Source organism: Niastella yeongjuensis, assembly GCF_900110245.1.
Lineage (GTDB): Bacteria > Bacteroidota > Bacteroidia > Chitinophagales > Chitinophagaceae > Niastella > Niastella yeongjuensis.
Genome location: NZ_FOCZ01000011.1, coordinates 42,389 through 57,110, shown reverse-complemented (window position 1 = coordinate 57,110; position 14,722 = coordinate 42,389). Strand labels below are relative to the sequence as shown.

General features: G+C 46.4%; 14 protein-coding genes. 4 read left to right on the top strand and 10 right to left on the bottom strand.

The window, feature by feature from the left end; translation table 11 throughout:
- Positions 1–23: 23 nt before the first annotated feature.
- The 8 genes from BMX95_RS25255 to BMX95_RS25220 form a co-directional block, all read right to left on the bottom strand.
- Entirely contained in the window at positions 24–1,253 is a 1,230-nt protein-coding gene (locus tag BMX95_RS25255) for a hypothetical protein (RefSeq protein ID WP_133053844.1), read from the bottom strand.
- Positions 1,254–1,559: 306 nt separating this feature from the next.
- Positions 1,560–2,843, bottom strand: a complete 1,284-nt coding sequence (locus BMX95_RS25250) for a hypothetical protein (protein ID WP_133053845.1) — start codon at positions 2,841–2,843, stop codon at positions 1,560–1,562.
- Positions 2,844–3,152: 309 nt separating this feature from the next.
- Positions 3,153–4,004, bottom strand: coding sequence for an AraC family transcriptional regulator (locus BMX95_RS25245; RefSeq protein WP_081197655.1), 852 nt, complete (start codon positions 4,002–4,004; stop codon positions 3,153–3,155).
- A complete protein-coding gene (locus BMX95_RS25240) occupies positions 4,004–4,831 on the bottom strand; it encodes a glycosyltransferase family 2 protein (RefSeq protein WP_207631475.1) in 828 nt (275 codons plus the stop codon). The genes BMX95_RS25245 and BMX95_RS25240 overlap by 1 nt, the downstream gene beginning before the upstream one ends.
- A gap of 17 nt (positions 4,832–4,848) precedes the next feature.
- Positions 4,849–5,355 (bottom strand): MauE/DoxX family redox-associated membrane protein, encoded by a 507-nt coding sequence (locus BMX95_RS25235; RefSeq protein WP_207631476.1) that lies wholly within the window; start codon positions 5,353–5,355, stop codon positions 4,849–4,851.
- A 361-nt stretch (positions 5,356–5,716) separates the two neighbouring features.
- Positions 5,717–6,070 (bottom strand): helix-turn-helix domain-containing protein, encoded by a 354-nt coding sequence (locus tag BMX95_RS25230; protein ID WP_081197656.1) that lies wholly within the window; start codon positions 6,068–6,070, stop codon positions 5,717–5,719.
- A gap of 95 nt (positions 6,071–6,165) precedes the next feature.
- Positions 6,166–6,489, bottom strand: a complete 324-nt coding sequence (locus BMX95_RS25225) for a DNA-directed RNA polymerase subunit alpha C-terminal domain-containing protein (protein ID WP_081197657.1) — start codon at positions 6,487–6,489, stop codon at positions 6,166–6,168.
- Positions 6,490–6,574: 85 nt separating this feature from the next.
- Positions 6,575–6,925 (bottom strand): helix-turn-helix domain-containing protein, encoded by a 351-nt coding sequence (locus BMX95_RS25220; protein ID WP_081197658.1) that lies wholly within the window; start codon positions 6,923–6,925, stop codon positions 6,575–6,577.
- Positions 6,926–7,215: 290 nt separating this feature from the next.
- Here BMX95_RS25220 and BMX95_RS25215 point away from each other — a divergent pair, with 290 nt between their 5' ends.
- The 3 genes from BMX95_RS25215 (at position 7,216) to BMX95_RS25205 (ending at position 12,159) form a co-directional block, all read left to right on the top strand.
- Complete coding sequence (locus tag BMX95_RS25215) at positions 7,216–8,826, top strand: tail fiber domain-containing protein (RefSeq protein ID WP_165758812.1); 1,611 nt, start codon at positions 7,216–7,218, stop codon at positions 8,824–8,826.
- 11 nt (positions 8,827–8,837) lie between these two features.
- Positions 8,838–10,169 (top strand): T9SS type A sorting domain-containing protein, encoded by a 1,332-nt coding sequence (locus BMX95_RS25210; RefSeq protein ID WP_081197660.1) that lies wholly within the window; start codon positions 8,838–8,840, stop codon positions 10,167–10,169.
- Positions 10,170–10,428: 259 nt separating this feature from the next.
- Positions 10,429–12,159: a GMC oxidoreductase gene (locus tag BMX95_RS25205; protein WP_081197661.1), complete on the top strand. Its 1,731-nt coding sequence runs from the start codon at positions 10,429–10,431 to the stop codon at positions 12,157–12,159.
- 182 nt (positions 12,160–12,341) lie between these two features.
- Here BMX95_RS25205 and BMX95_RS25200 read toward each other — a convergent pair whose 3' ends face one another.
- Both BMX95_RS25200 and BMX95_RS25195 read right to left on the bottom strand, forming a co-directional pair.
- On the bottom strand, positions 12,342–12,686 hold the full coding sequence (locus tag BMX95_RS25200) for a helix-turn-helix transcriptional regulator (RefSeq protein ID WP_081197662.1): 345 nt from the start codon (positions 12,684–12,686) through the stop codon (positions 12,342–12,344).
- Between the two features lie 206 nt (positions 12,687–12,892).
- Positions 12,893–13,522, bottom strand: a complete 630-nt coding sequence (locus BMX95_RS25195) for a GNAT family N-acetyltransferase (RefSeq protein ID WP_165758813.1) — start codon at positions 13,520–13,522, stop codon at positions 12,893–12,895.
- A gap of 276 nt (positions 13,523–13,798) precedes the next feature.
- Between BMX95_RS25195 and BMX95_RS25190 the strand changes: the two genes are divergently transcribed.
- On the top strand, positions 13,799–14,674 hold the full coding sequence (locus BMX95_RS25190; RefSeq protein WP_081197664.1) for a hypothetical protein: 876 nt from the start codon (positions 13,799–13,801) through the stop codon (positions 14,672–14,674).
- Positions 14,675–14,722: the final 48 nt, after the last annotated feature.

The window sequence follows — 14,722 nt, the reverse complement described above, 5'->3', positions numbered from 1 at the left end:
AATCTTTAATTAAAGAGATTTATCTACGTGCTTATTTTGGCTTTAGAAATAGGTTCATTTACTTCGATGGCTGATCTCGTTAACAGTGTTTGCATTGACGCAGTTAAAAACATGCCTAAAAAAGGGATGGTAACAATAACTGGAAAGATCTGATAGCGTAGTTCTATGGGAGCTGAGAATACGCTGAAGATTAAGTTGCCAAACCAAAACAATAGTAAACAGGCAATAAGCTTTTTACAACTACACTGGCTGAAACCACCCGCGGTAGAAAATAACAGGCTACTGATCAGGAAGAGCGGATTGATGATGGCCAACAGATTTGGAAAAATGCTTATGATATTTATGTTGATACCAGTCGCGGGGATGGGCAACACATTGCTTTTCCAATCGAACCAGGTAGCTGCAATGGGCTCCACATTTGTGTTACCCAAATTGTACTTTTCCATAAAATAGGCCGGTGGCGCATAAAACCTAACCAGGTTGGGCCAGCAATAATGCTTAATAAACAGCCGAGGATAGTTATTGATCAGATACCAACCATATTTTCGGTATAAGGGGCCCACGGACGCCCATTGTGTAAAAAAAGGAGTTGCTTTATTGGTCAGCCATTTTTCATTCATAAATGTTCTTAACGGCGAGCTGAAATCCCACATATAATAAACCCCTATCTCTATTTTGGGGTTTTTGCCGATTCTGCGCAAAGAATCGAAATGCTGGTTGACAATTTTATGTAATAGGCCAAATTGCTGTACCCCATTGATGGTGTCCATCGGTTTAGCATAGGCATATGCGTAAAGTGCATTGGCAGCCAGTTGCCAACCACCAAAGGCGGCATATTGAGCTGTATCTGTCTTTATTTTGTACTCATATTGTGTTCTGGCAATAAGCAACAAGAGCAGGACAGCGATGGCAGCAATGCTTATTTTTTTTGATTTGGGAGACATTGAGGTAAAAATTATGATAGTAATACTCAGCAAAGGATACCATACGGCAGTATATCGGACCGTGAAGGCCAACAGCAACACCACTGCATGCCACAGCAGCAATTTCAGGTTTGGTTGCGATTGGATCCACAACAATTGAGTAAACCATACAAGGCTCAGAGTGGCAAACAAACTATCGCTTGAAACAAAATTGGAAATATGCGGAAGCAAGGGGTTGCCAATGCTGATGATCAACAGGATGCGAAATAACCATTTACCGGGTGATAACAGGTAACGGATGGTAAATAAGAAATATAGTACCACAGACATTAATAAAAGGTATTGCACCATTACCAATACAAAATGTGAACTACTGATGCAGCTTACTAGCCGTAGGAATCGCGAATACCCTATTGGCCAGATGCTGATAAAATCATTCCTGACTGCAGCCTCCAGGTAGTTATATGAATCCGGAGGTATAAAATTGGGATATGGGTATAGTACTTTCAACCAACCAAAACTTACCAACATTGCTGCCAGGGAGAATCGAAGCAGAAGCTTGTTCTCGTTATCTCGTCTGAGCCATTCATTAAAAGAATTCGTTGTTATAGGATGCTGAAACAACATAACCTTGCATTAAGCTGTTATATGTTCGGATAAATGAGTGTTAGACTCGGATTGGCAGATTGTTTCCCGATTCATGTAGCGCATTAACTGAATCAGCCAATCTACTAACAATAAAGAAAAAATGGTGGTCAGTAGCACTGGGAAACTCTGGAACCGTAGCGCTGCCGAAGAGGCAAAGATGGTAAAACCCGCGTTCAACAGCCAAACGGTAGCGCCCATAATAATCGTTTTGTTGAAAACTTTGAGGTATTGCCAACCTTTCAAGATTATATAATACAACAAACCAAGCAACATGACCAGATTAATAACACCCGATAAAATGGGATAGAAATCAAGCACCCATGTTTCAGGGTTTTTCATTCGCGTTTTTATAGTGGTGCTGGAGTAACCAAACCATTTTTTTGTTCTATTATCAACCTTATCTATGCCTCCATTATACCACTCCAAAAATTCTATAGGTGGAGCATAGTATTTTCGGGCATTGGGCCACATAAAATGTGCAACAAAATACGTTGAGTATTCTTTGATCAAGAACAGTCCATATTCTTTATATAAAGGGCCCATACTGGCCCATTTTTTTAATTCAATGGCGTTCGTGTCTTTTTCTTTAAAGAGGCTATCACGGTAGTCCATCAATGGCAAGCCTTTTGACCACATATAAAAGGTACTAGCCTCTCCTAATTCCGAGGCATAAGTAATTCGGGTACGGCGCGATAAATCGAAGTAACCTCTTACCATGGTATCGAGCCGGAAAAATTTTTTCGGTATAGGTTTTCGGTCGGCACTGTCAACTTTGCGAAATGCATACAGGGCATTATTGGCCAATTGCCAACCGCTAAAAGGAGAGTACTGCCAATAGCCCGTTAGTCTTTTGTATTGGTACATAGTAACCCCAACAAACCAACCACAAAGGAGCAAAGGCAATCCGATGCTCATCAATTTTTGACGAAGCGGTAATTTCGATAAATAGAATGCCAATATAGCAATCGCCGGATAGATCATGGCATTGTACCGAACGGTAAATGCTATGAACAAGACTACGGCATGCCAGATGATGATCTTTCTTGAGGGTTGGTGTATGATCCACAAGAGCAGGGCAAACCAAGTCATACTGAGTGCCAGGAAAAAGCCATCGCTGCTCACCATATTACCCAGGTGCAAGAACAAAGGATTGAACACCATAAAACAGAACAAAATGATCTGTACTTTTCCGGTTCTATAAAAATAAAAAACCGTAAATAGTAAAAATAGCGTGCTGCATTGGATAAACAGATATTGTATGGCAGTCAGCACTAAATCCGGTTTGGCAAAAATGCTTACAAGCCTTAGGAATTTTGAGTAGCCAACCAGGTACGTGTTTATGGTCATGTTCTTATCGGCTGCTTCCAGGTAGGAGAATGAGTCGCCATGGATATAGTTCGCGTGCGGATACAAGTATTTGAAAATGGCAAATTGAATAATTATGGCTGCAGCGGCAAGGTATAAAATAAGCCTGTTGCGCCGATCCTTGAAAAGATAATTTTTAAAAGATTGTTCACGCACCTGATTTTGTAAAAAGTTCATATCACATTTGATTTAGGCATTCGTCTAATAAGCAATCATCTAATAAATATGTTTAACAGCAAAAGATTTTCGGTATTGCAAGGGTGTTGTCTTTTTCAGTCGGAAAAATTGCCTGTGAAAATATGCTACCGTGTTGTAACCGCTTTCATAACAAATGGCTGTTACCGGTTTGTTAGTTTGCAGCAACTGGTTACAGGCATAAGCAATTCGTACTTCGTTTAAAAAGTCTATAAAAGTTTTATGCATGCGGCGTTTGAACCAGGTACAGAAAGTGGCAATGCTCATACATGCCAGTATGGAGACCTGAGATAGTGAAATTTGCTGGTGGCAGTTGCTTAATGTAAATTCAATTATCTTGTCTATTGGGTCGCTGTTCCTATGAACCAGCTTATGCGCTTTTTTTTTGGTCAGCACTATACAATCTTTCAATGTGCTTATGGTTTCCAAGCATTGCAACAAGGTGATCACTCGGTAAATCCCCGTGGCAGTTTCCAGCGACTGAATGATGTGTGGCAGGTTTTGCTTACAATACCCTTTAACCTGCAAACCACTAGTAGCTAGTTTCAGTAGTTGATTGATAGACTGGAATTCGGGTATGTTCATAAACTGGCTGCCCCAGAAATTGTCCCGGAATTGGATCACCAAAGCGCTTAATGATTTACTATTAGACTTACATAAGTGCGGCAGGTTGCTGCCTATGAAAAAGATATCTCCTGCTTCATATTTTCCTTCGTATTCCCCAATGTACACGGTGCCGGCACCTTGGGTAAATAGGATCAGTTCAAATTCCACATGTTGGTGAATCCCGGGCTGAAACCAAGAAGCATCAACGGTTTTAACAACAAATGAACATGCCTGGGGTGGCAATACCTTTTGAACAATTGGTTTCATTATTTCATCAGTGATTTGGTAGTCAATAATCCATATTTCAGAATGCAATAGATCGCCCTAAACCCATCCCGCCAACCAATCTTCTTTCCCTCGGCAAATGTTCTTCCATAATAGCTGATCCCTACCTCATAGATCCGCACTCCCGGTACCATAGCCATCTTGGCCGTTACTTCCGGTTCAAACCCAAATCGTTTTTCAACCAATGAGATCCGTTGAATAAAATCTGTTCTGAACATTTTATAGCCGGTTTCCATATCGGTCAGATTCAGGTTGGTGAACATATTACTTAGGGTAGTGAGAAACTTGTTACCGATCGAATGCCAGAAGAACAGGATGCGGTGTGGATTGCCGCCCATAAAGCGAGAGCCGTAGACCACATCTGCCGAGCCCAGTACAATGGGTTTCAAAAGGGTATTGTACTCACCCGGATCGTACTCCAAATCGGCATCCTGCACCAACAGGTATTCACCGGTTGCCATGGCAATGCCTGTATGGATAGCCGCACCCTTCCCCTGGTTTACATCGTGCCTGATATATTTAAAATAATTGAACGTAACCTCTGTGGTATTGGTCATATAGCTATTAATGGCCCCCTCTGTATTATCGGTACTGCAATCATTCACAATAATCACTTCCTTCTCTATATTCCGCAGCAGCTTTACTTCATTAATGCGATCAAGGATCTGCGCAATCGTCTTTTCTTCGTTGTACGCCGGTATAATGATGGAGAGCCGTCTGATCACCACTTCTGTTTTGGCCATCCGTTGCTCTACCAGCTCTGGCTGCACATAACTTTCCCTATCGGGTTGTGTAATAACGCCTGACATAAAACATATTTAGTTGGTTACTGTATTTGTTGGGTCAGGGCAGCTTTGGCCGATCGTCGTAATTGTCGCTCTAGTTTCACCCCCGCAAAGGCCAGCAGAATAAATGCGCTGTTGAATACGAGGTGTTGTTTCCAGGAAAGCAAAGAGATAATACCACCGCAACTGCACGGCAATTCTTTATAAAAGCTTAGAACACCGGCCACATAAATCGTAAAGGCGATCATCAGAGCCATTGAAGCATATAAGCCTTTCAACCGCCAGCGGGGTATTATTAGTAATACGCAAACTATAAATTCCGTAAGGGGAAGTGCCCACACAACGATGGATGCAAATGGTTTTAAAATGGGATTGTCAATCAGTTGATCTTTGAATTCGTAATAGTCTATTAATTTGCTCAATCCTGTATACAAGAACAGGATGATAAACAACATGGAAATGATCTCTACAATAGTACTTTTCGATAGCCAGGTAAACGTGAGGATACGCAGCAAGCCATGCTGCTTTTGCATTACAGGCCCTTCCATAGTTAAATGGTTGATAAGTTTAAATAGTTGTTCTTGTGCGTTTCGACTCCGCTCAACGCTTTATGCCGATCCTTCGACTCCACTCAGGATCTATCGGTTCAATTTGCCGATGCTGCAGTAGTTAGACAACCACGGCGTACCGGCGGAAACCTTATTCAAGAATTTATGTAAGAGCTTAAAAATTTATTGTTGCTGGTGAGTTTTTTGCCTGCAGCTTGTAGTTGGGAGCTTGCAGCGGACCATCGTTGATTCATTCATTCATCTCATGCAAGTTACATCCCCTTCTTATCGATTTTTGCCCCGTTCTTATAGCTAATTGCTCGAATATTGTAGATTAATGATGGACACATTACTGAAAGCCCTAACCATACAACGCCTGCCACTCTGTAGGCGTTAAATTGAACTCCTTCTTAAACGCTGCCGCATACGCACTTTGGGAACGGTAAAAACATTTGCTGGCCACTTGCTTTTTCGTAAGCCCGGTTTCCAGGAACTTCTTACTGGCTTCTAAGCGCTGGCGCACCTGGTATTCCTTAATACCATAGCCAAACACGGCTTTAAACGCCTTCTCCACCGCATTGCGGTTGGGGGCGCATACCTGTTCTAATAATTCGGAAGCTGTTTTGTAACGGAGTGGATCGGTATCCAAATGTTGTTTAATACACCGGATGGCATCCAGCACATACTTCGAGTGAGGCCGTACTTTCTCTAGCATGGGACAAGGTTTTAACTTGTTAAAAAGGTTTACTGTGCGGGCACGGTCAATCGTCTGGCTGCTAGTAAGGTTTATCCGTATGTGAGGGGGAAATGCTATTGGGTTTGTCGTAACTCGTCTACCTTTTGCTTTATTTCATTCAACACCTTTTCTCCGGCGCCCTTCAACACCTTGATGTCATCCCAGTTCACCGCCTTCTTCAACAACTGGCCAATGGTGATGATATCATTATAACGCAACACATGCAGCGCCCGCGTACTCAGGTTCAGCTGCTCTATGCTTACCTTGTACAGCTGCTTGTCTATCTCCATGGCCTGTATATGCCCGGCCAGCCAACCGGCCAGCGCCTGGCACTTCTTAAGATCGAAGTGGGCAATGCTCCGCTGAATGTGTATTATGTCTGGGGCGTATCTGTCCATTGTTGTCGGTTATGGAGTGTAAGCAAGTTAGTGATTGCCGTTTTACGTGATCCGGCTATTGTTTTACATTTTTATGGGGTAGGGGTTAGGGTTGCTCGTCTTTTAACCAGTCTGTAGGAGATCGTTTGAAATGTCGTTTAAAGGCGGTGCAATAGGCGCTTTGTGATTTGTACTTGCTTTTTGTCGCTACATGTTTTATCTGCATGCCATTCCGTAAGTATTGCTTCGATTGTTCCAGCCTTACTTTAACCAGGTACTCTTTAATGCCATAACCGGTAATCTGTTTAAAGGCCTTCTCTAACATGTTACGGTCGGCATCTGCCCGTAATAGCCATATTTCCCGTAGGGTTTTATAGGCCAATGGATGGTCATCCATATACTGTTGTAATGTTTTAACGCTGTTGCGCACATACATGCTATATTTTTTTGACTGCATGGTAAAAATCAGGTCTATGCCAGGGACTAAAAAACCGAGGCTGTTTGTCCTTTTAATTGCAAGTTAATGCGCTGCATTTTACATTTTTGGGCCAACAGTTCATACTTTGCACTTTTTTCAATATTTTTTTCAATTTCTGTGCAAAGTATGACTGGCAGGGCGTTCCAGCGGTTCAAACCGGTGCTATTAGCACCATTTTTACATACAAAAAATCGACATTCACCTACATGGCTATCCACCCGGTTCAGATAAAGGGTAGGTTTGCCAACTCAACAATTTGCCCGTATACTATGAAGCCCCTATGCCCTTTGCACTATTTGATCCTTTTATTGTCCCTTTTGATCATTGAGTACAGCAACGCCCAAAGCGTGGCCATCAATACCGATGGCTCCGTGGCCAACGGCACCGCCATCCTCGATTTGAAAAGCAATTCCAAAGGCCTGCTGATCCCCCGCCTCACAACCGTACAACGTACCGCCATTGTTTCACCGGCTACCGGTTTGCTTGTGTTCGATACCGATACCAGTATCTTTTGGTTTTTCGATGGCGCCGTTTGGAAAAAGCTTGATGCGGCCGGTAACAACTGGTCCATTACCGGCAACAGCGGCACTACGGCCGGCCCACAGTTCATCGGTACCACCGATGCGGTGGATGCCGTCCTTAAAACTAATAACACCGAAAGGATGCGCTGGCTTTATGCTGTCAACCCAAATAACAGCATTGCCCTCATTAACTCTGGCGATTTGACCGTAAACGGCGTGTCCGTTGGCCGCGGCCCCGGCAATGCGGTGAGCAATACCACCACCGGTAACCAGGCCTTGTTTAGTAATACTACCGGCACCAACAATACCGCCTTTGGCGCCCAGGCTTTGTATTACAATACCAGCGGCGGCTATAATACGGCTTTGGGGTATCAGGCCCTGGCCAGCAATACCACCGCCAGCCAGAACACCGCAGTGGGTCATTTTGCGTTATATGTAAACTCCACTGGTTATGCGAATACGGCCGTGGGTTTAAGTTCCCAGTTTTCTTCCACCTCCGGCTATGGCAACAGCTCGCTCGGCGCCAACGCGCTGTTCAACAACAGCACCGGGTACGATAATACGGCCGTAGGGGTAGGGGCCCTCGGCGCTAATATCTCCGGGAACAATAATATAGCGGCCGGCCGCGTAGCCATGAACAGCAATACCATTGGTATACAAAATGCCGCTATTGGCGCAACGGCCCTGGCCAATAATACCACCGGTAATTACAATACCGCTATCGGCTACGGTGCGTTGAATACCAACGGTACCGGCAACAACAATACAGCCCTGGGCTACAATGCCAATGTAGCTACCGGCAACCTCTCCAATGCCACCGCCATCGGCAATGGCGCGGTGGTAAATGCCAGTGATAAAGTAGTCATAGGCAACAGCAGCGTTACCGTTATCGGCGGTCAGGTTGGCTGGAGCACCCTCAGCGATGGCCGGTTCAAAACCAATATAAAAGAAGATGTACCAGGCCTCGATTTCATTGTACAATTGCGGCCCGTAAACTATAATTTCCTGGCCCGTAAATATGAAGATCATATCTCCCAACGCCTGCCGGACAGTATAAAGAACAACCCAGCCCGCAAAGCAATGTCATATGCTTCCGCAGAACAGGTCCTGCACACCGGTTTTATTGCGCAGGAAGTGGACCAGGTGGTAAAGAAGAATGGCTATCATTTTAACGGCGTTCATACCCCCAGCAGTGAAACCGATAACTACAGCATCACCTACGACGAGTTCGTTGTTCCGCTGGTAAAAGCCATGCAGCAGTTGAATACAAAAGTGGAAACGCTTTCCAAAGAAAATGACCTGCTGAAAAAACAACTCCTTGAAATCACCCAACGCCTGAACAAACTGGAAGCCCGTTAATCACAAACCCTATGACTCGATATATACCCTTTTTATTATTGGCTGCAGGCTTGCCCATCTGCACCCGCGGCCAGTTTACCAATAGCGGCGCGCAGGTAGTGGTATCAGGCGGTTACCTGGTAGTTGATGACCTCAATATGGTGAACAATGGTACCTTCTCCCATAATGCGGGAACTGTTACCTTCTCCGGGAATAACAACACGGCTATTGCCGGAACCGGTACCACGCAGTTCTATGCCCTGCAGCTGAACAAACCAGGTGCCCAACTGCAATTACAAACCAACATCAACATCGATAACCAGCTGCTGTTCACCAACGGCCTGCTCGATCTGAATAACAACAACATCACCCTGGCGCCATCAGCTTACCTCAATGGCGAAAGCGAGAACAACCGCATTACCGGTACTACCGGCGGCTATGTGGAAATAACCAATGTGCTGAATGCCCCGGCTGCTGCTAACCCCGGTAACCTCGGCGTGGTCATCACTTCGCCTGCCAGTCTGGGCAGCACCGTTATTCGCCGTGGTCATGTGTCGCAAAGTAATGGCCTCGGGATGCTCAATTCCATTTTCCGGTATTACGACATCATGCCCGCCAACAACACGGGCTTAAACGCCACCATCGGCATCAACTATTTCGATGCAGAATTGAACGGGCTGGGGGAGTCCATCCTGTCGGTATACAAAAGCCCTAACACCACCTCCTGGAGCGATCTGGGCCACAATACCCGCAATACCGCCACCAACTATGTCGATCAGATCAACGTTGCCAGTCTGGCCCGGTTCACCCTTTCTTCTGAAATGTTTTTACTACCAGTAATGATCAATGACCTTCATACCAAATGCATCAACAACCAGGTGGTCATCACCTGGCAAAGCCCGGGCGTTATCAACACCGGCACATTCATCATCAGCCGCAGCGCCAATGGCATCCAATGGCAGCCCGTGGCCACCATCCCAATAACCAATAGCCATACCTACGCCTACACCGATGCCCAGTCGTTCAACGGCGCCTGGTACCGCATTACCACCGAAGAATCCAACGGCCATCAAACCGTTTCCCCTGCCGTACAAAGCAACTGTGGCGTAAACGAAGCCGCCCGCGTATTCCCGAACCCGGCTTACAGCAATGCCTGGTTACAATTAGAAGCCGCCGCCAAAACAACCGTCATCATGCACCTGTACGACCATACCGGCGCCCTGGTAAAACTCAATACCGCCAATGCCTCCGTAGGATTGAATCAATTCGATCTACAAATGAATTCTTTACCGCAGGGGATTTATTCGTTGGTGGTGCATTGGGGGAACGGGGAGGTGAAGACGATTAAAGTGGTTAAACTGTAGCCTCCCCCCGACCTCCGCCAGCTGGCGGAAGGGGGAGGAATACAGCCTCGCGCAAATATTCGACCTAATAACATTTAAAGGTTCCTTGCAGTAAAATCCCGAATAGTCGAGCATTGCGGACTAGTGATTAGGTTGAAACACTCCCCCTCCACCGGAGGGGGCCGGGGGGAGGCTTGCCCTTCTCGTAAATAAAATTTAATCTACTAAGTGTCGAAAGAACACCTAAATAAGGTAAATTCACCTACCTAAAAACGATGCTATGCCCGGGGATTCTCTCAATGTAAACAGCAAAGCTGTTACGCAAAATACATATGATGCTATTGTAATTGGTTCCGGAATCAGTGGCGGCTGGGCCGCTAAGGAACTTACCGAAAAAGGCCTGAAAGTATTGATGCTCGAACGGGGCCGGAATGTTGAACACATCAAAGATTATAAGACTGCCAACCTAAATCCGTGGGACCTACCACACCGCGGTACGGAAACGGACCAGCAACGGAACGACTTCCCCGTCGCCAGCCGCGACTGGGCCGGTGGTACCATCGCCTATGAACAGCTGATGGGCTACTGGACCAATGAAAAGGATTGTCCGTACGTGGAGAAGAAGCCCTTCACCTGGTGGCGCAGTTACCAGGTAGGCGGTAGGTCTTTATTGTGGGGCCGGCAAAGCTACCGCTGGAGCGATTTCGACTTCGAAGCTAACGCCAAAGATGGCCATGGGGTCGACTGGCCCATCCGCTACCGCGACCTCGCCCCCTGGTACGACCACGTTGAACGCTTCGCCGGCATCAGCGGTTCCAAAGAAGGACTGCCCCAATTGCCCGATGGCCAGTTCCTGCCTCCCATGGACCTCAATTGCGTGGAGAAGGACGTGAGTGACCGCATCAAAAGCCATTATAAAAATCAACGTCATCTCTTTATAGGCCGCGTGGCCAATCTCACCGCGCCCATCGAGGGCCGTACCCAATGCCAGTTCCGCAACCGCTGCTGGGAAGGATGCCCCTTTGGCGGCTATTTCAGTACGCAGTCTTCTACGTTGCCCGCAGCCGTTAAAACCGGTAACCTAACGGTAAGGCCCTGGTCAATCGTCACCAAACTCATTTACGACAAAGACGCCAAACGCGCCAAAGGCGTTGAAGTGCTGGATGCCGAAAGCAACAAAACTTATGAGTTCTATTCCAAGATAGTCTTCGTATGCGCCTCCGCCCTCAACAGTACCTGGGTACTGCTGAACTCCGCCACCGACACCTGGCCCGGCGGCTTAGGCAGCAGCAGCGGCGAACTGGGCCATAACCTCATGGACCATCACTACATGCTGGGCGCAAAAGGACTCGTTGAAGGCTTCGAAGATAAATACTACTATGGCCGCCGCGCCAATGGATTCTACATCCCCCGTTTTGCCAACCTGTTTGGCGACAAACGCAATTTCCTGCGCGGCTATGGCTACCAGGGCAGTGCCAGTCGCGATAACTGGCAACGCGACGTAGCCGAACTGGGCGTAGGCGCCGAACTAAAACAAGCCCTCTCCGAACCCGGTGCCTGGCACATCGGCGCCACCGGTTTTGGTGAAATATTACCTTACCACGATAACAAGATCTCACTCGATCCCACCGTAAAAGATAAATGGGGCCTGCCCGTGCTGGCCATGGATGCCGAATTAAAAGAAAACGAATGGGCCATGCGCAAAGACATTGTACAGGAACTGGTAGCCATGTTTGAAGCCGCCGGCGTAAAAAACATCACCACCTGGGATAGTAAAGGCTATGCCATCGGCCAGGGCATTCATGAAATGGGAACCGCCCGCATGGGCAAAGATCCCAAGACGTCAGTCCTCAATGCGCATAACCAGGTCTGGGATGCCCCCAACGTCTTCGTCACCGATGGCGCCAGTATGGTTTCTTCGGCCTGTCAGAACCCGTCGCTTACTTATATGGCTTTGACTGCAAGAGCGGCTGATTTTGCTGTAAGTGAGTTACGGAAGCAGAACCTGTAGGGCAGAAGGCAGAAGGCAGAGGGCAGAGAGAAATACACACCATCGCGGCCAGGTTGCATTTGGATTGTATTTCTATTGCCCATTGCCTATTGCCTTTCATCTCTGCCCTCTGCCCTTTGCCTTCTGCCTTTTCCCATTGCCTTTCCTCTCTGCCTTCTGCCCTCTGCCTTCTGCCCTCTCACTCACTCCGCTTTGTTCTCCTTCCGCCACTCACTAGGCGTCAACCCAAACTCCTTTTTAAACAAAGAGGTAAAGTGCGTCACGTGGCTATACCCTATATGATATGTAATATCGGTAATAGCCATGGAGGTAGTCAACAACAGCTGCCTGGCTTTTTCAAGACGCAGATGCTGCAGATAGGTATGGATGGGATTGCCATATAATTCCTTAAACCCTTCTTTGAGCTTTGCTTCATTGATGCCCACCTGCCGGGCAAGATGTGGAATGGTAATGTGCTGGTCGAAGTTTTCGTCAAGAATCGTTTTGGCCTGCCGGATATACGTGATATCCTGTTTACTCAAGGGCATAAAATAAGGTTTAAAATGCTACCCGTTTGTCTGATCCCGGGATGCATACGGAGATTAACAAACGAAAATAATAAAAAACTGTTTATGAATGTGAACACCCACCTCTTCATTTAAGCAAAGAGGGGAGTACCCGGGACGGATAGCCTGTATATATTCGGTTTTGGAAGTATTGGAGGGGAGCAGTATAACAGGGACCCATATATAATTTACTGAAATTTTTGCATACGCAGATGGTAGTTGGTCAAAAACTGTTTATAATTTTCCCGCAAATAAAGGAAAACATGTACCCCTGACTGGTTGTTGATCGTACTGCGTTTAAACCCAAATTGGTTAGCCAGATTAATGTAGTACTTATCTCTCTCATGCAGCTGCCATACAATTCGTTTCACCTGCTGGTGCGAGAAAAAATAATCCAGGCTGCAGAACAAAGCGTACGCACTCCAGTAACGGATGTGCATAACCGGGTGCGATACCACCAGCTTCATGGCGTGGTCACCCGGTTCAAACAAATGTACGCCGCCTTCCCGCGCATCACATTGTTTGTCGCCATCACAAAGCTCTATCAAAAAGGAAGGCTGTTCGTTGATAAGTCCCACAAAGGGTTGGGCAAAATCGCATTGCAGCATGATAGATAACGTTTCGCGTAAATACTTTTCGGGCAAATGCGAAAGGGAAGTGAGGCGGCGCCCGAACTCGCGTTGCAGCCATTTGCCTATATAGCGCCAGTCGTCGGGTAACGATAAGGGGCGTAAGGTGATGGTTGTGGTGGGCGAAAGCGCTCGTTCAAATACAGGTTCGTATTTGTTGTTAGGTGTAAGTGATGTGTATAATGGCATACTGGTCATGGTAACAATCGCTCTGTTTAATGGATATTGCCTTGTAATAGCTGGTTCAGTAAAGGGAATAAAAACCCCGGAGACCTTAATAAGGCGCTTAACCGGAATTGGGAAGTAGTTGCTGGGACCGCCATAACACGCGGTGCTGGCAATATAAATAATCGGTTGTATTTGAGCTTATGAAATCGGGAGAAAATTAGCGTTAACCATAAATTCACACCTGCTTATTCGTTTCGGCAAACCATATTGCGGGTATATTTAATAACTTAGAGCGTTATGTTGAATCAAAAACGCCTTGCACTCTTCTTGCTGATAGGGCTAACGGCCTGTAATCAAAATCACGATAACGGCAACACCCCCGGCTTTGCCAATACGCCACAGGAATACCCGGTAAATGATCCAACACTGATTGAAGCATCGGGCATTGCCGACAGCAAGGCCAACCCCGGTTATTTATGGGTAGAGCAGGACAGTGGCAACCCACCCGACTTAACCTTGTTGCAACATAATGGCACGGTGTTGAAAACGATACACCTGGCCGATGCCCAGAACCGTGATTGGGAAGACATTGTGTTAGGGGGCGGTCCTGTCCCCGGTAAACAATACCTGTACATTGCAGAAACGGGCGATAACCTGCTGGCATACGATGATTATACCATCTATCGGTTGGAAGAACCGAAGGCAAACGTGGATACGGTGCGGAACGTAGACAGGATCAGTTTCTTTTATCCCGATGGCAGCCACAATGCCGAAGCCATCCTGGTAGATCCCGATACCAACGACATCTACATCATTACCAAAACCGATCTGCATTCAAAGCTGTTTAAGTTACCGGTAATCAATAGTACCAAAGGAATGAACGAGGTACAGGAAGTTGGGGAGCTGCCCTATAACTATGTGGTGAGTGCGGCTATTTCACCCAATGGAAAAGAGATAGTAGTAAAAACCTACGATGCCATTTATCATTACCCGCGTACAGCCGGCGAAACCATTCCCCAAACCCTGCATAAAAAATATACCTCCTTACCCTATCAACAGGAACCCCAGGGCGAAGCCATCGTTTTCGATAACAGCGATTCGGGTTATTATACTATTAGTGAAAAGGGGTTGGCATCGTCGGTGAAGTTGTATTTCTATAAGAGAACAAAATAAGAAAGGCCCCACAGCGCGGCAGGAGCCTCCCCCCGGCCTCCGCCAGCT

Bases quoted from the DNA above. Each gene is read 5' to 3' on its own strand.
- BMX95_RS25255 (WP_133053844.1), bottom strand. From the start codon at position 1,253: ATGTCTGTGGTACTATATTTCTTATTTACCATCCGTTACCTGTTATCA.
- BMX95_RS25245 (WP_081197655.1), bottom strand. From the start codon at position 4,004: ATGAAACCAATTGTTCAAAAGGTATTGCCACCCCAGGCATGTTCATTT.
- BMX95_RS25240 (WP_207631475.1), bottom strand. From the start codon at position 4,831: ATGTCAGGCGTTATTACACAACCCGATAGGGAAAGTTATGTGCAGCCA.
- BMX95_RS25235 (WP_207631476.1), bottom strand. From the start codon at position 5,355: ATGGAAGGGCCTGTAATGCAAAAGCAGCATGGCTTGCTGCGTATCCTC.
- BMX95_RS25230 (WP_081197656.1), bottom strand. From the start codon at position 6,070: ATGCTAGAGAAAGTACGGCCTCACTCGAAGTATGTGCTGGATGCCATC.
- BMX95_RS25225 (WP_081197657.1), bottom strand. From the start codon at position 6,489: ATGGACAGATACGCCCCAGACATAATACACATTCAGCGGAGCATTGCC.
- BMX95_RS25220 (WP_081197658.1), bottom strand. From the start codon at position 6,925: ATGCAGTCAAAAAAATATAGCATGTATGTGCGCAACAGCGTTAAAACA.
- BMX95_RS25215 (WP_165758812.1), top strand. From the start codon at position 7,216: ATGAAGCCCCTATGCCCTTTGCACTATTTGATCCTTTTATTGTCCCTT.
- BMX95_RS25210 (WP_081197660.1), top strand. From the start codon at position 8,838: ATGACTCGATATATACCCTTTTTATTATTGGCTGCAGGCTTGCCCATC.
- BMX95_RS25205 (WP_081197661.1), top strand. From the start codon at position 10,429: ATGCCCGGGGATTCTCTCAATGTAAACAGCAAAGCTGTTACGCAAAAT.
- BMX95_RS25200 (WP_081197662.1), bottom strand. From the start codon at position 12,686: ATGCCCTTGAGTAAACAGGATATCACGTATATCCGGCAGGCCAAAACG.
- BMX95_RS25195 (WP_165758813.1), bottom strand. From the start codon at position 13,522: ATGCCATTATACACATCACTTACACCTAACAACAAATACGAACCTGTA.
- BMX95_RS25190 (WP_081197664.1), top strand. From the start codon at position 13,799: ATGTTGAATCAAAAACGCCTTGCACTCTTCTTGCTGATAGGGCTAACG.